This window comes from Microcoleus sp. AS-A8 (assembly GCA_039962225.1).
Lineage (GTDB): Bacteria > Cyanobacteriota > Cyanobacteriia > Cyanobacteriales > Coleofasciculaceae > Allocoleopsis.
Window position 1 is genome coordinate 1 of sequence record JAMPKV010000008.1, and the last position, 19178, is coordinate 19178.

Annotated in this window: 21 protein-coding genes and 1 tRNA gene; 14 read left to right on the forward strand and 8 right to left on the reverse strand. The window is 47.4% G+C overall.

Annotation, left to right across the window (positions count from 1 at the left end; genetic code table 11):
• Positions 1 to 129: 129 nt before the first annotated feature.
• Positions 130 to 1386, reverse strand: a complete 1257-nt coding sequence (locus NDI48_14040) for an ABC transporter permease (GenBank protein MEP0832292.1) — start codon at positions 1384 to 1386, stop codon at positions 130 to 132.
• A 226-nt stretch (positions 1387 to 1612) separates the two neighbouring features.
• On the opposite strand from NDI48_14040, the gene NDI48_14045 reads away from it, so the two are divergent.
• The 3 genes from NDI48_14045 to NDI48_14055 all read left to right on the forward strand — a co-directional run bounded on the left by NDI48_14045 (position 1613) and on the right by NDI48_14055 (position 3201).
• Positions 1613 to 1969: a hypothetical protein gene (locus NDI48_14045; protein MEP0832293.1), complete on the forward strand. Its 357-nt coding sequence runs from the start codon at positions 1613 to 1615 to the stop codon at positions 1967 to 1969.
• A 110-nt stretch (positions 1970 to 2079) separates the two neighbouring features.
• Positions 2080 to 2871, forward strand: a complete 792-nt coding sequence (locus NDI48_14050; GenBank protein ID MEP0832294.1) for a YdcF family protein — start codon at positions 2080 to 2082, stop codon at positions 2869 to 2871.
• Between the two features lie 105 nt (positions 2872 to 2976).
• Positions 2977 to 3201: a hypothetical protein gene (locus tag NDI48_14055; GenBank protein ID MEP0832295.1), complete on the forward strand. Its 225-nt coding sequence runs from the start codon at positions 2977 to 2979 to the stop codon at positions 3199 to 3201.
• Positions 3202 to 3426: 225 nt separating this feature from the next.
• Here NDI48_14055 and NDI48_14060 read toward each other — a convergent pair whose 3' ends face one another.
• Positions 3427 to 3648, reverse strand: coding sequence for a ferredoxin-thioredoxin reductase variable chain (locus NDI48_14060; protein ID MEP0832296.1), 222 nt, complete (start codon positions 3646 to 3648; stop codon positions 3427 to 3429).
• Between the two features lie 198 nt (positions 3649 to 3846).
• On the reverse strand, positions 3847 to 5862 hold the full coding sequence (locus NDI48_14065; protein MEP0832297.1) for a protein phosphatase 2C domain-containing protein: 2016 nt from the start codon (positions 5860 to 5862) through the stop codon (positions 3847 to 3849).
• A gap of 418 nt (positions 5863 to 6280) precedes the next feature.
• Here NDI48_14065 and NDI48_14070 point away from each other — a divergent pair, with 418 nt between their 5' ends.
• Both NDI48_14070 and NDI48_14075 read left to right on the forward strand, forming a co-directional pair.
• A complete protein-coding gene (locus NDI48_14070) occupies positions 6281 to 6718 on the forward strand; it encodes an NfeD family protein (protein ID MEP0832298.1) in 438 nt (145 codons plus the stop codon).
• A 191-nt stretch (positions 6719 to 6909) separates the two neighbouring features.
• A complete protein-coding gene (locus NDI48_14075) occupies positions 6910 to 7872 on the forward strand; it encodes an SPFH/Band 7/PHB domain protein (protein ID MEP0832299.1) in 963 nt (320 codons plus the stop codon).
• A 184-nt stretch (positions 7873 to 8056) separates the two neighbouring features.
• On the opposite strand, the gene NDI48_14080 is transcribed toward NDI48_14075, so the two are convergent.
• The gene (locus tag NDI48_14080; GenBank protein ID MEP0832300.1) at positions 8057 to 9520 is read right to left on the reverse strand and encodes a glycoside hydrolase 100 family protein; all 1464 of its coding nucleotides are present in this window, start codon (positions 9518 to 9520) and stop codon (positions 8057 to 8059) included.
• 791 nt (positions 9521 to 10311) lie between these two features.
• On the opposite strand from NDI48_14080, the gene NDI48_14085 reads away from it, so the two are divergent.
• Complete coding sequence (locus NDI48_14085) at positions 10312 to 11871, forward strand: NAD(P)/FAD-dependent oxidoreductase (protein MEP0832301.1); 1560 nt, start codon at positions 10312 to 10314, stop codon at positions 11869 to 11871.
• 43 nt (positions 11872 to 11914) lie between these two features.
• Here NDI48_14085 and NDI48_14090 read toward each other — a convergent pair whose 3' ends face one another.
• The gene (locus NDI48_14090; protein ID MEP0832302.1) at positions 11915 to 12154 is read right to left on the reverse strand and encodes a helix-turn-helix domain-containing protein; all 240 of its coding nucleotides are present in this window, start codon (positions 12152 to 12154) and stop codon (positions 11915 to 11917) included.
• Between the two features lie 139 nt (positions 12155 to 12293).
• Here NDI48_14090 and NDI48_14095 point away from each other — a divergent pair, with 139 nt between their 5' ends.
• The 3 genes from NDI48_14095 to NDI48_14105 all read left to right on the forward strand — a co-directional run bounded on the left by NDI48_14095 (position 12294) and on the right by NDI48_14105 (position 13414).
• Positions 12294 to 12581, forward strand: coding sequence for a hypothetical protein (locus NDI48_14095; protein ID MEP0832303.1), 288 nt, complete (start codon positions 12294 to 12296; stop codon positions 12579 to 12581).
• Positions 12578 to 12787 (forward strand): hypothetical protein, encoded by a 210-nt coding sequence (locus tag NDI48_14100; GenBank protein ID MEP0832304.1) that lies wholly within the window; start codon positions 12578 to 12580, stop codon positions 12785 to 12787. The genes NDI48_14095 and NDI48_14100 overlap by 4 nt, the downstream gene beginning before the upstream one ends.
• Positions 12788 to 13060: 273 nt before the next feature.
• Positions 13061 to 13414, forward strand: a complete 354-nt coding sequence (locus tag NDI48_14105) for a hypothetical protein (GenBank protein MEP0832305.1) — start codon at positions 13061 to 13063, stop codon at positions 13412 to 13414.
• 36 nt (positions 13415 to 13450) lie between these two features.
• Here the strand turns inward: NDI48_14105 and NDI48_14110 are convergent.
• Both NDI48_14110 and NDI48_14115 read right to left on the reverse strand, forming a co-directional pair.
• Positions 13451 to 13535: transfer RNA gene (locus tag NDI48_14110), tRNA-Ser, on the reverse strand.
• 40 nt (positions 13536 to 13575) lie between these two features.
• Entirely contained in the window at positions 13576 to 14508 is a 933-nt protein-coding gene (locus tag NDI48_14115; GenBank protein MEP0832306.1) for a TIGR04168 family protein, read from the reverse strand.
• Between the two features lie 243 nt (positions 14509 to 14751).
• Here NDI48_14115 and nadA point away from each other — a divergent pair, with 243 nt between their 5' ends.
• From nadA to NDI48_14140, 5 genes are all read left to right on the forward strand, one after another.
• Positions 14752 to 15726: a quinolinate synthase NadA gene (gene nadA, locus NDI48_14120; GenBank protein MEP0832307.1), complete on the forward strand. Its 975-nt coding sequence runs from the start codon at positions 14752 to 14754 to the stop codon at positions 15724 to 15726.
• Between the two features lie 290 nt (positions 15727 to 16016).
• Positions 16017 to 16256 (forward strand): hypothetical protein, encoded by a 240-nt coding sequence (locus NDI48_14125; GenBank protein MEP0832308.1) that lies wholly within the window; start codon positions 16017 to 16019, stop codon positions 16254 to 16256.
• Positions 16257 to 16261: 5 nt separating this feature from the next.
• Positions 16262 to 16744, forward strand: coding sequence for a DUF3368 domain-containing protein (locus tag NDI48_14130; GenBank protein MEP0832309.1), 483 nt, complete (start codon positions 16262 to 16264; stop codon positions 16742 to 16744).
• Positions 16745 to 16834: 90 nt separating this feature from the next.
• Complete coding sequence (locus NDI48_14135; GenBank protein ID MEP0832310.1) at positions 16835 to 17458, forward strand: TIGR04282 family arsenosugar biosynthesis glycosyltransferase; 624 nt, start codon at positions 16835 to 16837, stop codon at positions 17456 to 17458.
• A 203-nt stretch (positions 17459 to 17661) separates the two neighbouring features.
• Positions 17662 to 18387 carry a TIGR04283 family arsenosugar biosynthesis glycosyltransferase gene (locus tag NDI48_14140; protein MEP0832311.1) on the forward strand — a complete coding sequence of 242 codons (726 nt, stop codon included), beginning with the start codon at positions 17662 to 17664 and terminating at the stop codon, positions 18385 to 18387.
• An 82-nt stretch (positions 18388 to 18469) separates the two neighbouring features.
• Here the strand turns inward: NDI48_14140 and NDI48_14145 are convergent, their stop codons facing one another.
• Positions 18470 to 19093, reverse strand: a complete 624-nt coding sequence (locus NDI48_14145) for a transglutaminase family protein (protein ID MEP0832312.1) — start codon at positions 19091 to 19093, stop codon at positions 18470 to 18472.
• Positions 19094 to 19178: the final 85 nt, after the last annotated feature.

The following is a 19178-nucleotide window of genomic DNA, read 5'->3' on the forward strand; positions in this document are numbered from 1 at the left end:
GGAAATCTTGTGGAGGGATGAAGCAACTGGGGTCGCTGAAGCGTTCAAAACACCATCCTACGGGCGAGGTCGCAGAAACCCCGCCCTCAACAACGTAGGGCGGGGTAGTTCATTAGATGGGAATTGGGATTATGCCTTAAATACCATTGCCGGATCGAGGCGGGTGACTTTTTGAATCGCAAAGATGGCTGAGCCAACACACATGACTATGGTTATCCCAAAAACTGCGATCGCAGAGACGGGTGTGATTAAAATTAGGATGCCCTGGGTAAAATAAGCCCAAGTGGCTACGCCATAGCATAGTGCCACACTGGGAATATAACCGGTAACGGCCATCCAAATTGCCTGTTCAATAATCACACCATAGACTGTCCAATCCGAAGCCCCCATTGCCTTAAGCGTGCCAAATTCTTTGAGATGGTCAGAAACGGAAGAATAAAGAATTTGACCGACAATAATTACGCCAACAATAATACCCACAACGGCACCCAGACCTAAAATAAATCCAACTCCGGTTCGCTGCTGCCAGTAGTCTTGATTTTTTAGGATAAACTCCTTACGAGTGTAGGCGCGGGTGTTCGGTAAAGCTGCTTCTAGTTTTTTCTTGAGTGCCTGTAAATCTTCACCCGGCTTGGCTTTAATCAAGACATAAGTAATCAAATCAGAGGCGACTAATTTATCGGGTACAGGAGGAGGCTGAATCGGTGCCCCATCTTCAGGGGAACGTATAGAGGTGTTGGTACAAACTAATTCCTGTGAACCGGATGGTAATTGACAGGATAAATCAGATTTTTGCCCCGACGTGATATAAACGTTGGCACTCTTTAAAGAGGTGAAGAGAAAAGGATTCGAGACAATTGCGCGGTTGCCTTGGGTTAAGCCAACAACTCGTGTGGGTATGGAGTTGACATTTGCGACTTCACCCACTCCTTTGACTTCCAGAGAGTTGAGGGTTGTCTGATCGATAATTGCGGTGTAAGGCTCTGTCAGGGCACTGACACTTCCTTTTTTCAGGTTCATGGGTGTAAACAATTGCCCATTGGGGTCAAATCCAACGACTTTGACAAGTCCAATTTCGCTCTCGGATCGACGCCACATCGCACCACTAAAAATAAGAGCCTCCGCTAGCTCCACACCAGCCACCTCTCGAGCCTGAAGGACATGGGAAAGGGGCAGTGGCAAGGTTAGTTCAATCTGAACTTGACTCTCTGAGGCCACCCAAATATCAGCGTCAGCATTATGAATTAACTGCCCGGTAGAGCGCGTAAATCCGTTGAAAATACCCGTTTGCAGGGTCACTAGGCTGACGGCAAACATGATTCCGGCTTGAGCCACCAGGAAGCGAGGAATGTCTTCGAGCAGGTTCTTACGGGCAAGAGAAACCATGGGTCTACTTGTACAAAATTTATCTTTTAGCGTAAACCTTGCTAGGTCAAAGCTGTCCAGACGCGGGTGTGAGATTCGAGCCTTAGGGATCGACTCGCGTTAACTGTAATACCACAGTCGCTAGGGTTTTCCCGCCTCGTTCTTATAAAATTGTTTTGATGCCGCGAAACTTTCGGTTTGAAAGTGTAAGACTTGGTAATCAATCCCCTTCACTGGCTGACTCGTGATGAGTGACAACAAAGGTAATAACAAATCAAAGCCCAGTCTGTTCACAGGATTTTCCACTGGAACGGGTTTAAGACTTTGGTTGTTTTTTCTGTTCTGCTTTTTCTTTCTGGGATACCCAGTTCCCTTAAGTATCTTACTCGGCTTTGCTGGAGGCCTCGCTGGAGGGTGGGCGATGGGTTGGTGGAAAAGCTCGGAAGGTCCCAGAGTGGTGGAATCGCAGGAGGAAGAGGATTTAGATCTAGACGAACAGCCCAGAGTCAGTGGGCTACGTTTAGCCAAACAGCGGAGAGATAATCGCTCTAGACGGCGCACCCAAAAGCCCCTGGTAACTTTTGGCGGCTTCTTGAGACGGTGAAATCCTCCCCCACAAGTCTCGCCTGAATCCGCATCTGCCGCCTTTAATGACAAAGGAAAAAATATTACCGGACTCCGTCTTCGTGGTTCTCACCCTTAGACCTAATAAGCATGTTTTTATTCCTCTCCAAGCTGCTGCCGTTGTTCTTGTACCCCTTGGGACTCGCTTGCATACTCATGGTTGTGGCATTGGTAATGTGGTGGCGACGCTCTCGCTGGGTGCCGTTTCCCATTTCTTTGGCTTTGATGGTGTTATTGTTAGCTAGCAATAATTGGGTCGCCAATGGCTTGGTGAAATCCTTAGAGTGGCAGCAGATCCCACCTAAAACATTACCGACGGCTGACGCAATTGTGATTTTAGGCGGTGCAACAAAATCGGCTTTTCCCCCACGACCCGGAGTCGATTTGAGTGAACAAGGCGATCGCGTCCTCTACGGTGCCCAACTCTACCGTGAAGGTAAGGCTCCTGTTGTGATTTCATCCGGGGGTCGTATTGATTGGCGGGGGGGTGGGCCATCTGAGTCGGCAGATATGGCCCAAATCCTAAAAACTGTGGGTGTTCCGTCCTCTGCTATCCTGCAAGACCCCACATCCCTCAATACCCACCAAAATGCTGTCAATGTGAAGAAAATTATGCAGGAGCGAGGTATCCGCCGCATTTTATTGGTCACATCGGCGATGCATATGCCGCGATCGCTCCGGATTTTCCAACGCCAGGGGATTGACGCCATCCCCGCTCCCACCGACTTCTTGGTCAGTCAACAAGAGATTGAGGAGCCGAACAGCAGCCCTCAAGCCATTATGCTGAGCCTGATGCCGGATACAGAGCGCCTCGACAGAACGACTCGTGCGCTTAAGGAATACATCGGAATGGCCGTTTATCGCCTCCGAGGCTGGCTGTGATTGAAAAAGCTGAAAATTAAAAATTAAATACTATGGAAGAAGGTGCTGGAAACCAACGGGAAATTGCCTACCGTTCCACCTACCTTCATTTACTCTTATTCAGGAATGCCAGAAAAATTCCAATTCATTGTCCCAGCGCCTCCGCCACCGGCTGATATCTTTGCCACTTACCAACTCGCTCATGAGTTTCACCGGGAAGCGCTATATCGACAGGAGCATGAACGCTACTGTGAGTGGTATCGCGCCACTGCTGAAAGCCACAAGCAGGAGTTGCAAAAAATGCAAGGAGACATCAACCTGTTTGGTTGGTTTTGTCGCCGCAAGTCTTAATGGTAAAAGTCCTCAAAATATCCCAGCCACAACGCCTCACCGTCCAAGAACGTGGAGAATGGGCGTTAACGCTCCCTACAGCCGAAGTTGCAGCCACAACAGTAGGATTAGACTATTTGTGATTTTTCTTTAGTCTATTACCATTAATTGACTCATTTGTCAAAAAAACTGTAGAAAGAGGAGGCATCTAACCTCCTCAGTGAGGAGGAGACGCTCAGGGAGTTGCTAAATGATTTCTACCTCGTCCTCCCGAAAGTGAGCGCGGAATTTTTTATCGAATTGAACTAACACAGGCAGGTTAGCGCTCACAGGTCTGCCTTGCCACTCAACAACAATTCCGAGTACGTCCCCTTCTAGCCCTTTGAGATCAAAAGGCTCGTTTTTGTGAGAAGGATGGTGGTAAACAATGACAGATTTGTTAATACGGACGCGATCGCCAACTTTCATAGATGAAGCTCGTGTTCTCTCAAATAGCCTGAATTAAGCCGGAACTTGCCCAGACAACCTTTCTATTCTTGCACAGCAGTGTTCCTTCCAAAGGCTCGACTCAACTAATCCTGACAGGGATTGAAGTAAGAAGGTGACGGAGTGACCGGAGTTTGAGCGCCATTCTCCGTTAAACACCATAACCTTCCTAGTGTTCTTCTACCTTTCTCCCTGTTCGGGGGGTTGTGTCGGAACGGAGGAAGATGGAGAAATCTTAATACGATCGGTTTGCAACATGCGTTCGCGCACCTTCTGGAACCCATCGGGATTAATCAGCCACTGAGCCGTCAATAAAGCCGCACCCGCTGAAAATAGTACCAGTAAGACCCCCACCATGCCAAGAATGACTTTAAACCATTCGCCTTTTGAGGTTTGGACAACAGGTTCGCTTTCGTGTGTTATTTCCGGTTCATCCGACTCATAATCCTGACGTAATCCAGAAAAGTCTGTGTCCAGAGTAAAGGTGTAGTCCTTGGTACCGACGGGGAGTTCTCCAAGATTCAGAACCACCGGATATTGGGGAGAAACAGCACAGTAGCTGAGAACAACCGAAATGTTATCTTGACCATTCTTTTGATTGGCGAGGTCAATTAACGACTGCACAGCCGCTTCGAGAGAAAGCTTGCCACTAAAAACATCTCGTGGGTAGTCAACACAAAATTGTTCAAGTAAGTTGTTGTCACTTAAACCATCAGAACATAAAAGTAGTAATCCATCTTCCTCTAAAATGAACCGTTGTACTGTTGGACGTAATAACTCAGCATCCTTAGTTCCCACCGCTTGAGTGAGTGCCCCAGCATCAGGGCGCTGCAACGCCTTGCGGTAGAGACTGCGACCCAACCGGACTTCCCGTGTTGCCACATCATCATCCACTGTTAGCCGTTGGCAGTAGCGAGGAGTCAGCCAGTAGGCACGGCTATCTCCCACACTAGCAATGTAGAGTTCGTGAGCATTGCCCTGACCATCCGCCATCTTCATAATCTGGGGCAGTTGCAGTGCCAGGGTTAGTGTGGTTGCCATGCGACGCCGGGACTCTCGTTCTTGTTCATCATTACGAGAGGCAATCAAGTTATTCGCGACCCGGATAATGGCAGCTAGCTGCTGACTCATCAGTTCCGGGGTCATCAGTTCCGGGTCTTCAGCTAACTCAGACAGGAGTGCCCGTACTTGGAGTTTAATAGACTGCACCGCCAATTGGCTGGCTACTTCCCCGCCCTCATGTCCACCAATGCCATCACAAACGATAGATAGATGAGGAATTAAGGAATCACGGGGTAGGCTGAGGTCTGCCGGTAAGTCGGCCATTGTGGGATAGCAGCTATCTTCGTTGTGCTTTTGCACAGAACCTATATCTGTAGCACCCGCAATTTTAAGGCGCAGAGGTTGTCTAGCGGCTTGTTCTAGCAATAGCTTATTGAGAGTAGTAGCGATCGCTTTTAACGAAGGCTCCTCGCCTTGCAACTGTTGGGCAAGCGCTTGTAAGCGAGACGCCACGGACATCGCGGCCTTAGAACATAACGAGGCCCACAACTCTCCGAGTTGTTGGAGACTGGCTTTCTTGGCGCGCCTGAGCAGGGTGGAACTGACGCCAGAGGATTTTTCGCTTTCTAATCCGTCTGAGGAACTTGTCCCACCCCCTATAGATGATGCCACCAAGGCTTCTCGCTCAGGCTCATCAACAGCAGAGGCTATGCTATCAACATAGAATTCCCGCAGCCGCAGCCGCCACCCCTCAACCCGCAAATTATCGGGAACCAAAAGACTGGAAGCTACACCCATTTCCTGTAATGGCGTCCACAGTTCTAGAATCTGCCAGAGCCAATAAACCTGACGGACGGCTGGCACCTGCGTCCACATCGACTTGATGGAGGGATACAGTTCTCCGCTAGGATTAATCGGGACATTTTCTAGCAACGTAACAACCGAATTGCCCAACTCGCATACGCCATACACCTCAGGAACGTGGAGGCGTTTGGGATACAAGCGCAGGTACGTAAGGATATCGCCACTCAGTTGAGCAGGCATCTCTGGTAGCAGTTCCGGCTGCGTATCTCGCCAAATTTGTGGAGCAACTACCTCATAGCGGTCTTTAACGAATTCTCCAGCAGGAATCTGCATGGCAGTTGAACCAACTGCCCAGAGATAGCGATTCATCAGCGGCTTGGAACTGCTCATAAATTTAATACGGCTTAAAAACAAGCATTAAGTTGATTGGCAAAAGAAGTGTTCAGGGGGAGGCAAGCGTTGGCTAGTCGGTTCAGGATATTCACTTCACTGGGAGCCAGCCGAGACAGCGAGTCCCAACTCCTTATCTTCTCTCGATGCCCTCATCCTGACAACCTCACGCCTCGTTGGGTCAACGAGGAGCTCACTAGGATAAATGGGAGTTAGGTCGGCGAATTGTTTATTTTCCCCGATGTAGCTTAATCGCTGTAAAAAGAATCAATACAAACCTGGTTTTTGTGTCCAGAAACGTTATCGAAACATGGCAAACTTGTCAATGGGCACAGATAGTCATGCCCACAGAAACTGGAATTAATAGATCAACTCTTGGATCTACTGATATAAACGCTTGCGATACCGGATGGTGGATATGCCATTGCTAAGTCCTTCGATGCTCTGGCTACTGGCAGGATCGATTCTTTGTTCAGTAGAGCTGTTTGTGCCAACAGCCTTGGTCGCTTTCCTCATGGGGCTTAGTGCCTTTGTGGTGGCGATGGTGGCATGGATGTTGCCGACGGCGTTCCCGTTGCAAGTGGTAGTGTGGCTCTTGTTTTCGACAGCGCTGGTTTGGCTATCCCGTCGCTTCCTACCGCATCCGAAGGCGTCTAAAACTTTGGATGCAAAGGAAGCGCAAACCATGACAGAAATTTCAGCAGGACAAACCGGGCGAGTACTTTACGAAGGCAATTCCTGGAGGGCACGTTGTGAAGATGAACTAGAAGTGATCGCGCCTAACCAAAAAGTTTACGTCGTCCGCCGGGAAGGCAACACCCTAATTGTTGTGCCACGAAACCTGTTGCATTCCTAAGCTTAGTGATTTGAGCGGCGATTGCCCAAGCCGAAGTTCATACGAACACACTGCAATCAGGCGATCGCTAGCTCTGTCTAAAAAATTACACTCCGCATCCGGAGTTTTAGCATTTAGCTCAAACGTCGATTTCAAAACTCTTATTCAGCGCAAGCTGTGGAATATTACGCAAAACTCATAGGAGGCTTAAGATGGAATTTTTGGGTTGGATGATTGCATTGGTTCTGGGTGCTTCAGGTCTTGCCAGCTCCGTTAAGATTGTCAATCAAGGTAACGAAGCCTTAGTGGAACGATTGGGGAAATATAGCGGCAAGAAATTAGAACCCGGTATTAACTTTCTCGTTCCTGTCCTCGATCGGGTGGTTTTTCAGGAAACGATTCGAGAAAAAGTGTTAGATGTCCCTCCTCAGCAGTGCATTACCCGCGACAACGTTGCCATCACGGCTGATGCGGTAGTCTACTGGCGAATTATGGATATGGCGAAAGCCTACTACAAGGTGGAAAATCTCAAACTAGCAATGCAGAACATGGTGCTAACCCAGATTCGTGCAGAAATGGGTCAGCTAGAACTCGATCAAACCTTTACCGCTAGGTCGGAAATCAATGAAACCCTGCTGCGGGAATTGGATGAAGCAACAGACCCTTGGGGTGTGAAAGTGACGCGAGTTGAACTGCGTGATATTATCCCATCCAAAGCCGTGCAAGATTCGATGGAGTTGCAAATGTCGGCAGAACGGCGCAAGCGGGCGGCGATTTTGACTTCTGAGGGGGAACGGGAATCTGCGGTTAACTCGGCTAGAGGGAAAGCGGAAGCCCTAGAACTCGATGCCCAAGCGCGTCAAAAGGCAGCGATTTTGGAAGCAGAGGGTCAACAAAAGGCGATCGTGCTTAAAGCCCAGGCAGAACGCCAGCAGCAAGTCCTGCGAGCACAAGCGACAGCTGAGGCGCTACAAATTGTTACCAAGGCGATGAAGGGTGACTCTGGTGCTCATGAAGCACTCCAGTTCTTATTGGCTCAGAATTATTTAGAGATGGGGATGAAGATTGGTAGTAGCGACAGCAGCAAGGTGATGTTTATGGACCCTCGCAGTATTCCAGCAACGATTGAGGGCATTCGTTCCATTGTTGGTGATAACGGTAATGGCAATGTTTAGTTCATCGAGTGGGGATTGTTTGCCCCATAGAAAGCTGAGGTGATTGTACATTTGACTCGCATCTCAAACGCGATCACCTCTTCTCATTTCAACTCCTTTAAAAGGAGATCCGCTACATGTAGGGGCAAGGTGCCTTGCCCCTACGAAGATGGAGTATTCAAGCAGAAAATGAGTAAGTTTCGACTTACTTATGAGCTAATTCTTCACTCACTCCAGGTTCATCATCAAACGTAATTAACTTTAAATGATCGCGGTCTTGAATCAAGTATTTTGCCACTAAATATCCAGCAATTGTCCAGGTTTGATAAAGTCTTGCTTCTCTGCCAATAACATTGCCATTCTTCCCATCGTAATATTCAGGCCACTCATCATCTAGTAAGTAATGTTCAGCCAATTGAATAGCACGTTCAGCTATCTCTATTTGCTTCGTTTTTAGAGCCGCGGCCGTCAAAGACCAAAGTAAAACAGGCCAACTTCCACCATTGTGGTACGACCAGGGGACATTTTTGGGGTCGCATCCCGTTATACTCTCCCAATCTCGTTCCTCTAGGGCTGGATAACACAGTTTCATCGGCATATGTCCCATCAGTTTCGACCATTGCAGGTCAATTAAATGCATAATGCTTTGTGACTGGTCAGGTGTAGCTAATCCAGAAATAATACTGAGCAAGTTACCCTGGGAGAAAAATCGAAAATCTATCCAACCAACACCCAGATTTCCAACTAAATAACCTCCTTTTCTGTCCACCCAAGGTAGTACCCATTCAGGAACCGAATTCTCGTAGATATTGAACTTATTTAAAGCCGTTTCCCCAAACTCTTCCGTCTGGTAGCGATAGATTGCCCTCACTCGTTTGGGGTCTAGCCAATACCGTTCTCGAATGTATTTAGTCAGCAAGTGCAAACGGCTATCCACTTCCCGCTTTTCAATATAGCTTTCATTAACGAGCAATTCATAACGAGCACAGCGTAAAGCATGATGAAATAATGATTGAATTTCCAACGGATGCCCATAAACTCCCATCCGACGGTCAATCATAAATGCCGCCTCTGGCACTAACATGGTTGGGGTCATGTCGAATCGCTTACTCAAGCAAATATCCAGAATTAATTGGATGCCCCGTTGGAATTCGATTCGATGAGCAATGCTCTCTTCCGGTCGGTTGGCTATCTGACAAGCTTTTTCATAAGCTCGTAACAGAATAATCCACCACAAACCCGAATCAACCGGTGTTACTCTGCCAATCGCTCGCTGACCAAAATCCGGTTCAATTTCTTGATTTGATGTCACTTCAAAGCTAGCAGGCATCAAACCATCTCCCAGGCGAATGCCATCAATGAGAAGTTCTTTCCCCTCCCAGATTCGCCTCACTTCACCAAATAACCCTTGACCTTTCTTTAACCCAGCTCTGTCAGACTGCAACGCTAAGGTAAATTCAAGAAAGTTGCGGACAATTTCTCGTTCTCCTTGCATGAGAAAGGCAAGCCCTGAAGGAACAAAATCGCGGACAAAGCAATGTCCATAGTTGAGTTGTTCTTCTTCGAGAGCTTCTTCCTTTGCCGCTACCGTCCCGACTGGCTGTCCCTGATAGGTCATAATAGACTGTCTCAGTCTTGCTTGCGCTTCTTCTAATATTTTGCTACTCATCACTCTGCTCTTTTTTAGCTTTTGCTCTCTTCTACTGAACGAATAAGAATGCAACCCCGACAAGAAAAATTAAGCCCAATTGAAACGTTGAGCCTGAATAAGAGGATACTGTTGACTTCTCCTCAGTACTAAAGACACGACCATTATCAGCGGATGTTAAACGACACTCACCTATCGAGGCCGTTGACACTCCTACCTTGCTAGATGTTAGCTAATTTATTGACCCAAATTCGTAGGGTTTGCCATTGTTTTGGATGGTACTTGGTTCCTTGTATCAAGGGTTCAGAGATTTGATAGACTTTCGATTAATAACCCTACGAGTTCCTACATTAGATACACAAATCAGCCAATTTTTTAATCCTGAGCCTATATTTAGTACTTTAGCCTTATCTACAATTTCAACTAGAGCTGATGTGCATAAGATATTCTGCCCTTCCTGACTTGATTTACCTCTGAACAAATAAACTCTAAAATTGTAGCAAAATAGTTGTCAAGAATCAGTAATATTTGTTGAAATATGTACCGATAAATTCCCTCCTTGTTTTGCCACTTGCTCAGCTAAAATGGTAATTATTGAGAACATTAACTACTCAAGTTCTCAAGCGGTTGGTAAAGCCTTCCTTAAGGGTAAGCTTTACTCGAATTCATTCCTCCTCCTAAAAAACAAAATCACCAAATTCCCAGGAATACAGGATTACGAGGATTTTTGTTTTTTGAGCGATAACGGGTTGCTCACTAGCGGTGAACCTCTCTCAAGAGAGGGCTTTCAACGTCAGAGTTCTGTAAAGGGTATTGAAATCGGAGAAGCATCATTGAGCCTTGATGTAATTGTTATTGGTAGTGGGATTGGCGGCTTAACATGTGCCTCTCTATTGGCGCGGTACGGTAAGCGAGTGCTGGTGTGCGAGAGCCATGCGATCGCCGGAGGTGCCGCTCATAGTTTTAAACGGCGGGGGTTTGAGTTTGATTCGGGTCCTTCGTTTTACTGCGGCCTAAGTGACCAACGTCCCAGCCTCAACCCTTTGCGGCAAGTATTGGACGTTCTCGGAGAATCGTTGCAAGTCGTTTCCTACGACCCCTTGGGATATTACCATTTTCCGGAAGAAACGTTTCCAGTTTACAGCAATGGCGATCGCTATCGAGAGGCTGTTGCTCAGATTACACCGCAGGGGGCTAGGGAACTTGAACGATTTGAAAAACGTTTGTTGCCCCTCTATGACTGCTTACGGGATATCCCAACCCTTGCCCTGAGAGCCGATTGGCAGCTCCTTCCTGTCTTGTTGGGACGCTATTTGCCCTCGCTGTTCAAAATGCTACCCAAACTCGGTATCATCCAGGGTTCCGTCGGGTATGTTATGGACAAAGAGGTTTGTGACCCTTGGGTGCGGCGGTTGATTGATTTAGAGTGCTTTCTCCTATCGGGACTGAAGGCACACGGCACGATCGCGCCGGAAGTAGCATTTATGTTAGGCGAACGCACCCGCGCAGGCGTAGAGTATCCCGTTGGGGGCAGTGGGGCAATTGTAGAAGCTTTGGTACGCGGCTTAACACGCTGGGGTGGCGAGTTGCGACTGAATGCTCACGTCGAGCAAATTCTGGTAGAAGCAGGTAAAGTCGTTGGGGTACGGTTACGCCAAGGGGAAATCCTCAAAGCCCCTGTGGTCATCTCCAATGCCACGATTTGGGATACTTTTGTAGGGGTAAACGGTCGTTTGCCCCTACTGCGAAAAGAAGACTTACCCCAGTCTTACCGCCAATCCGCTTTAGAGACACCTGCGGTTAATAGTTTCATGCACTTACACCTAGGTATCCGGGCAGAGGGATTAGAGGGGCTGACAGGGCATCATGTCGTTGTTCACGATCGCGATAAGGATATTACAGAACCGGGAAATACTTGTATGATTTCCATTCCCTCGGTGTGGGATGCCAATCTCGCCCCAGAGGGTCATCATACCGTTCATGCCTATACCTTGGAACCCTACGAAGGATGGCAACGGGATGAGGGGTATGAGGAAAAGAAGAAAGCGCGATCGCAACCCTTATTCCGTGCCTTAGAACGCATCATTCCCGATATCCGACAACGCGTCGTCTTAGAACTGATCGGCACACCCTTAACTCACTCCCACTACCTGCGCCGCTATCAAGGAACCTATGGCCCTGCGATCGCGGCAGGAAAAGGTATGTTTCCCAGTTGCCAAACCCCTATTGCTGGTTTATACCGTGTCGGTGACAGCACCATGCCAGGGATTGGAGTTCCTGCGGTTGCCGCCTCTGGTATCCTCTGCGCTAATACTCTGGTAACGCCTCAACAGACTTCAGAATTATTGGTAGAAGCAGGTGGGCGTAAATAAACCTCGCACCCAGAGTTGAGCGATCGCACTTCTTCCCCTATTCCTACTCCTCATCATCGCTAGACTCACGCAGATAAAGCCTAATAAACTCCTCAGAGGCATCTGGATCGATTTTCCTTAAAGCGGCAACGATATCCGCAATGGTGTCGCCCGTTGGGTCTATCTGTTCGTGATACCAGCGACCAACGTTTGAGCGTCTAGTTTCCATTACTACTGCCAACCTATTTTGCGTAATTCCATAGGTTTCTAAAACCTGCTTAAGGGCTTTGCCTACTTTTCCCATGCCCCTCTTCGTGAAGCGTGTCCCAAGGACATCGTGTCAGAGGCTGATGACTCCGTAAATGTCTCGTCTATGGAGACATGATGTAGAATTTAGATGTCTCCATATATGAGACATCGTTTTTAAGTAAAAATCATTACCAATGAAAAAATCCAAAGCGACGGAAGCACTCCGAGTCGCCACAGACATTGCTGCCATAAAAGCAGCACTTCACAAACGCGGCTATCGACTTCGTAAACAACCCAAACAGCCAGTCTGGAAAGTCATCATCAGCCCCGAAATCTTCTACACGCTGACTTATCAACCCGCCCCGATTAGCGCCTGGGTACTTCACCCGCAAGACAACGACACCCGACGCCACACACTTGAAACCATCATTCAAAACACCCTAAAAAAGCAACCCGCAAATCCGATTAGGAGGGCGTCATGACCTACTTACAACGGCTCAATCCCTGGTGCATCATCCGTCCCTTCCCCAATATGCGTACCCTCATCGTCGGACGCTTTCGCCGCCGAGTTGACGCGGAGGGGCATCTGCGAATCCTCAAGCAAATGATACCCAGCGTCCCCTATGAAATTGTTTTTGACGTAATGCCAGATGAGGTAGAAACCTGCGTGCCGAAGTCACCGGAGTGACATCCTCCTATATGCTCCGGCTCAATCCCCCCGGAAACGGCAGGGCTGATTCTTCTTCTCCAAACAGCGAGGGACTTAAGTCCCTCGCTCATAGCCCAAGTCGTCTGAAGACGACTCAAAGAGGGATTGATAGTCCTCTTTAGAGGACTTTCGCTATGAGACAGGGGTTTTAACCCCTGGCGGACTGCGCCACTCCCCTCGCTAACCGGAGCTTTAGTGAGGGGAGGGGTTCTTCCAAGATTCAGCACAGACTGCACCGACTCCACAACAACCATGAATGTCCTGCGCCATCGCATCAACCCCGAAACCTTTGTCATCACCCGCAAACAACTTGCCAAATATCTCAAAATTGACCCAAGCCGAGTTTGGCGCTGGGAAAAATGGAAGCATGTGCTGTGGGTACATATTCAAGGCATGGGCGGCTACTTTATCAGCTACCGCCAACTAGAACAATGGGTAGCTGCTTGCTGCACCTTAATTCGCGCCTGCCGAGACTCGAAAGCACTGAAGCTAGTTTGGTCAGCCATTGAGCGAGAAGCAGAGCGATATACAGAAGAAGCCTTCAGCCGTCTTTCGGAGATTCACGCACAACGACTTGCGTATTTGCAATGTCACGAACCAAGATAACCAAGAAATCGCTCACAATACCATTTCACTGGATAACGGAGAGGGTGGGATTCGAACCCACGGACTCTTTCGAGTCACTCGATTTCAAGTCGAGCGCATTCGACCACTCTGCCACCTCTCCGGGCTAATCTATAATATCAATCCTTGGCACTTATGGCGAACTAACTATAAACCGGTTGCACTTCCACGGATTCAGGACGCCGATAGAACACCTGTTCAGAAACCACTGAATAGTCTTGACCTACCCAAACCAGGGAGATCTGGGAAACCCCATCCCCCTCCAGGGAAACCAGGGAAAAATTACGAAGTCTGTTCGTTTCCGTTTGGATAATCCGGGGCACACTTGCCGAATTCAAGTAGACAGTTCCCTCTGGCCTCGCAATAATTGCCCTCCGTCGTTGCTCTTTAGTATGGCGCAGGGAGTGGTGCATGTGACCAAAGGTAACAAAAGCCACGTTTTTACCCAGCGTCTGAGTTTGCGCGATCGCTTCGGCAAAATCTGGGTCACCATGATCGCCACCCAGAGGTTGCCAGTCTCTACCGCAGGGGTCTTCTGCCTTGTCGCCTAACCCGGTGGGTCCATTGTGGCCTATAAAAATAATCGTTTCATAAGCCGCACTCTGCACCGCTTCGACGATGCGCTCAACTGACTCTGCAAAACTGGTGATGCCGTACCGTTCCTGATAGAACTCGTTATTTTTCCAAACTTCTCCACCCCAACTAAACGGACGACTCCCCACAACAGAAAGCTGAAACTGGGGAAAGTCCAAGTACCCATAACCAACATGAGCCTCTCCCAGCAAATCTAATTGCTGCTGCACCCAATCTTCCTTTTTTCGATCATAAGGGCACCGCTTTCGCCCCCAGTCCGAAGCCGTATACCAGGCATCATGATTGCCCATAATTGCTGCTTTATCGAGGTCGAGAGCAGCAATCATTCGCACGATTTCGACCGATTCATTGCCGAAATCTCCCACAAATAGAACGAGGTCAACGCCTAACTGCTTAAGAGCGATCGCATCTTCGTTTTCCCATTGATCGTGGATGTCCCCGACAACAGCAATTTTGACGGGATTATTGTGATAACTGGTCATATCCCTTTCTCTGCCTACCTTTTTCCAGGATAGGCAACTCAGACTCGTTTTGATTAAACGAAGTATGAAGGATGAAGCCTGATTTCTTGCTAGAAAAGGATTTCTCGATTTTTTATCCTTGCGGTGTCCTACCCCTACGTCAAAATGTCACGCCTCAACTAGGTTAGCGACCCCAGCCATTTTTGGTAAAAACTACTATAATTGCCCCAAGTAGCAATTTTTTAACCAAGGCAACTCCGAACTGTGTTTACCACTGCACTTGCCCAACGAGACTCTGCCCAGACTGGTGCCTTACCTCACGACCTATTTGAAGCCATTGGTGCTCTCAAAAAAGAACTCAATGCCGTCCTGCTGGCTCACTACTACCAAGACCCCGACCTTCAAGATATCGCAGACTACATTGGCGATTCCCTCGAACTTTCGCGCAAAGCCGCTAGTACCGATGCCGATGTGATTGTCTTTGTCGGTGTCCATTTCATGGCAGAAACCGCCAAAATCCTCAATCCTGACAAACTGGTGTTGTTGCCCGATTTAGACGCGGGTTGCTCACTCGCCGATAGTTGTCCACCCGATGCTTTCGCCAAATTTAAGGCCGCTCACCCCAATCATCTGGTCATTTCCTACATCAACTGCTCCGCCGAAATCAAGGCGATGAGCGACATCATCTGTACCAGTTCCAACGCGGTCAAGATTGTTAACCAAATTCCCAAAGACCAACCGATTATTTTTGCTCCGGATCGCAATCTCGGACGCTATGTAGCGGAACAAACGGGACGAGACCTTGTGCTGTGGCAGGGAAGTTGTATTGTCCATGAAACCTTCTCAGAACGGAAGATTGTTCAGCTTAAAATTGAACATCCAGAAGCGGAGGTGATTGCTCACCCGGAATGTGAACCCACGGTACTGCGTCACGCCAGTTATATTGGCTCGACTACTGCATTGCTGAAGTATTCTCAAGCAAGTTCCACTCAAACTTTTATTGTGGCGACGGAACCGGGGATTATTCACCAAATGCAAAAGCAAGCACCTGGTAAACGCTTCATCCCAGCACCACCAATCAACAATTGTGCCTGTAATGAGTGTCCGTTCATGCGGCTTAATACCTTAGAAAAGCTGTATCTTGCCATGAAGAATCGTCAACCAGAAATCACGCTACCTGAACACATACAAGTAGCGGCTCTACGACCGATTCAGCGTATGTTGGAAATGAGTGTGTAGAGAGGCGATCGCGTTTCCCTATTTCAACAACAAAAAGAACAAACAGGGCGGGCACCCGGAGCTCATACGAGGAGGCACCGCCCCTATAAATCGGGTTGGAGGTGATATTTTTCTAAATGCAATGGTTTAGATTCCTAGTGCAGCATGGCGGAAATAACTATCCAGTTGGAAAAGCTTAAAAAGCTTACTGTATAAACTTTCTTTCCTTCTGCCTCCTGCCTCCTGCCTTCTGCCTTCTTGTACTAGCCTATTGCCATGATGGTTCCATTTCGTGAATTGAGCAAAAAGTAATGATGAATACAGAAATTTCTAAGGGGATTGCCTCCGAAATCCAGATATTTCAAGATATTGAGCGAAAAGAAAGCTTTTTATTTGTTTTAGGTGCTTTAGCGGCTAAAGTTATCAGTTTGAAGAAAGCAGCGGAAGTCATGGAAGTAGAACCGGAAGTATTTATGAAATTACTAGAGCTAATAGGGTTTGAATTCTCTTACTTATCACAAGAAGATGTTTGGGTTGAAAGAAACTGGTAATTCTTGTGAAAATAGTTTTTAATTCGTCACCTTTAATTTTTCTGGCTCGATTGCATCTATTAAAAGTATTTGTTTGTGCCTCGGATGAGTTTTATATACCAGAATTTGTAATTGAGGAAATTAAGGTTAAACATGACGAAGCTAGCGAATATATCCAACGTTTAATTCATGACAATCAGATAAAAGTCAGAGCCACTAATCTCATTTCTTTGGCTAGTAGTCTGAATGTGCGTCTTGGCAAAGGAGAGTCAGAAGCCATCGCTCTATGCACAGAGTTACAAGCTAATTACGTTGTCCTAGATGATTTTGCTGCTAGAAGAGAAGCAATACGATTAGGGTTGAATGTCAGAGGTACTCTAGCCATTATCAGGAACCTGAACTCAGAAGGTAAAATTGCCATAGACAACCTGGATGAGCTTTATCAACGACTGATGGCGATTAATTTCAGAGTAAAACGAGCGCTATTTGATGCCATCTTTGAAGACTGAACAGTTGCTAGTTGACCAAAGAACGTGACGTTTTTTAGGTTTCTACATCTCATAGTAATATGTTTTATATCGATTGACTTTTGACTTGTTGTGATTCCATTAACTACAGAATGCCTGATTATTTTCACCCGCTACCCAGAACCCGGAAACACGAAAACACGACTCATCCCAGTGCTGGGTGCGGAAGGTGCTGCAACACTTCAGCGTCAGATGACAGAACACAAGCTAGCTGAAGTTAATCAACTCCTAACGTTTTATCCGCTATCGGTGGAAGTCCATTTTGCGGGTGGCAATGAACAGTTGATGCAAGAGTGGTTGGGGTCTAGCCTAGTCTACCGACGCCAAAGTGAGGGCGATATTGGCGATCGCATGGCATCAGCGTTTCAGCTGTCTTTTGCGGCTGGAATGACGGCTGGGGTTCTGATCGGTAGTGATTGCCCTGACTTGAATGCTCCCCTTATGGCAGAAGCGTTTCAGTTATTGCGTCAGCATGATTTGGTACTTGGGCCTGCACTGGATGGGGGCTATTATCTGATTGGGCTGCGTCGGTTGATTCCAGAACTTTTTACAGGCATTCCTTGGAGTACGGCTGAGGTTTTGCAACAAACAATAACTATCGCCAAGAGGCTTGGGTTAGCTGTGGCTAAGTTGCCTCTACTCAGTGATGTCGATCGCCCAGAAGATTTATCGGTTTGGAAGCCAGCCAATCTTTAGGTGGTTTTCTGATTGAGGTCTATTGAACTTGCATAATTGAGAGGCTCAAATCCCTGACTACCGGATGTTGAGCCAGAAAACTCAATCAGAGCACAGCAAGAATTGTGAGTTTTTAGTGACCCGTTGTCAACCAGAAATGACGGGTTCAGGAGACTTCGCCGTGCAAAGCCTGTGTTCTTGCTCTTTTAATGACCCAATGCTGCATGAAAGCCGCCAAAATTTCCATTATCATTCCCGTTCTCAATGAAGCTACGACAATTGAGGCAACACTCACTAGGCTTCAGGATGTCTCGGATATCGAAGTTATCGTAGTCGATGGGGGAAGTCGAGATGAAACGGTGGAATTAGCCCATCGCTGCTTTAGCAGATTCGCGCCCTCGTCAGAACTGAAAGTTATTTCTGCGGCAGCCGGTCGTGCTTGCCAAATGAATGCAGGCGCAGCAATGGCGACAAGTGATATTTTGCTATTTCTTCATGCTGACACGCATTTGCCCTCTGAGTTTGACACCTTAGTCCGCCAATCCCTAGAAAACCCCAGCACCATTGCCGGGGCATTTGAATTGAGAATTGATTCCGACTTGCGAGGGCTACGGTTGATTGAGAGGATAGTGAATATGCGATCGCGCATTTTTTCCATGCCCTATGGTGATCAGGCTATCTTTCTCAAAGCCACCACTTTTGATGAACTCGGTGGTTTTCCAGAGTTGCCAATTATGGAAGACTTTGAATTAATGCGGCGATTGAAATACCAAGGAAAAATCACCATTGTTCCAAGATCTGTGCTTACCTCAGGACGCCGTTGGCAAAAGTTAGGGGTACTAAAAACCACGCTGATGAACCAACTAATTATCGTGGCCTATTATCTAGGGATTCCCCCAAGCACCCTAGTTCGCTGGTATCGTCAGGGTGGTTTTAAAAATAGAGGGTAAGCTTCGATCTTAATGTCGCTACCGCTACGCTAACGTACTCATTGCGTAAGTCCTAAAAAACCATTTTTTTATTAGAAGAGGGCTAATTTGGTTTAACATTATCTTCTGCGGCTAGACCATAACTCTTTGCAGACTCGAAAGAGACATCTGGAAGATTACGAAGCATCTCATCCCATGTACTTTGAGCTTGTAAAGCCTCTACCACGACTTGAAGTGGCTTTGAGAGGATGGCTGGGAAATCCGCCTCTTCGGAAACCTGAATCTTGAAAGCTAGCCTTTCTTGCGGTGGTGTGAACTGAGCATCAACACCCTCTCGATTACCTCTTGCATCAACACGATACCAACCAACTTTAGGTAAATAGACTGCGTTGAAGCCATGCAAACAGTAGGGCGCACCCTGATCGTTCATACTCAATCGTACATAGCAAAACCCGGCTGGAATACCATTTGCCCGTAGCAAGGCAGCTAGCAAATGACTTTTTGCGTAGCAGTAACCTGTTTTGTACTGGAGTACATCTGAGGCTCGACACGTAATAGGGTTCATCTGATAGTCATAGCTGTGATGAATTTCATCCCGAACCCATTCAAAACAGGCTTTTGCTATCGCTTCAGATGTTTGATGTTCTGAGGCAATTGTCTGGGAAAGTGCCAAAATTGCTGGATGGTTCCAGTCAATAATTTCACTGCTTTGTAGGTACTCTTCCATGTCGATTGCTAGACAAATTCCTTCTAATTCGCTAATGATTGAAATCCCCCGTTTTTCAGGCGAGGGATTAGCTTAATCGTCCTTT

What these genes read in the sequence shown, in the direction of transcription:
- NDI48_14040 (MEP0832292.1), bottom strand. Translation starts at nt 1,386, where the DNA reads ATGGTTTCTCTTGCCCGTAAGAACCTGCTCGAAGACATTCCTCGCTTC.
- NDI48_14045 (MEP0832293.1), top strand. Translation starts at nt 1,613, where the DNA reads ATGAGTGACAACAAAGGTAATAACAAATCAAAGCCCAGTCTGTTCACA.
- NDI48_14050 (MEP0832294.1), top strand. Translation starts at nt 2,080, where the DNA reads ATGTTTTTATTCCTCTCCAAGCTGCTGCCGTTGTTCTTGTACCCCTTG.
- NDI48_14055 (MEP0832295.1), top strand. Translation starts at nt 2,977, where the DNA reads ATGCCAGAAAAATTCCAATTCATTGTCCCAGCGCCTCCGCCACCGGCT.
- NDI48_14060 (MEP0832296.1), bottom strand. Translation starts at nt 3,648, where the DNA reads ATGAAAGTTGGCGATCGCGTCCGTATTAACAAATCTGTCATTGTTTAC.
- NDI48_14065 (MEP0832297.1), bottom strand. Translation starts at nt 5,862, where the DNA reads ATGAGCAGTTCCAAGCCGCTGATGAATCGCTATCTCTGGGCAGTTGGT.
- NDI48_14070 (MEP0832298.1), top strand. Translation starts at nt 6,281, where the DNA reads ATGCCATTGCTAAGTCCTTCGATGCTCTGGCTACTGGCAGGATCGATT.
- NDI48_14075 (MEP0832299.1), top strand. Translation starts at nt 6,910, where the DNA reads ATGGAATTTTTGGGTTGGATGATTGCATTGGTTCTGGGTGCTTCAGGT.
- NDI48_14080 (MEP0832300.1), bottom strand. Translation starts at nt 9,520, where the DNA reads ATGAGTAGCAAAATATTAGAAGAAGCGCAAGCAAGACTGAGACAGTCT.
- NDI48_14090 (MEP0832302.1), bottom strand. Translation starts at nt 12,154, where the DNA reads ATGGGAAAAGTAGGCAAAGCCCTTAAGCAGGTTTTAGAAACCTATGGA.
- NDI48_14095 (MEP0832303.1), top strand. Translation starts at nt 12,294, where the DNA reads ATGAAAAAATCCAAAGCGACGGAAGCACTCCGAGTCGCCACAGACATT.
- NDI48_14100 (MEP0832304.1), top strand. Translation starts at nt 12,578, where the DNA reads ATGACCTACTTACAACGGCTCAATCCCTGGTGCATCATCCGTCCCTTC.
- NDI48_14105 (MEP0832305.1), top strand. Translation starts at nt 13,061, where the DNA reads ATGAATGTCCTGCGCCATCGCATCAACCCCGAAACCTTTGTCATCACC.
- NDI48_14115 (MEP0832306.1), bottom strand. Translation starts at nt 14,508, where the DNA reads ATGACCAGTTATCACAATAATCCCGTCAAAATTGCTGTTGTCGGGGAC.
- NDI48_14125 (MEP0832308.1), top strand. Translation starts at nt 16,017, where the DNA reads ATGATGAATACAGAAATTTCTAAGGGGATTGCCTCCGAAATCCAGATA.
- NDI48_14140 (MEP0832311.1), top strand. Translation starts at nt 17,662, where the DNA reads ATGAAAGCCGCCAAAATTTCCATTATCATTCCCGTTCTCAATGAAGCT.
- NDI48_14145 (MEP0832312.1), bottom strand. Translation starts at nt 19,093, where the DNA reads ATGGAAGAGTACCTACAAAGCAGTGAAATTATTGACTGGAACCATCCA.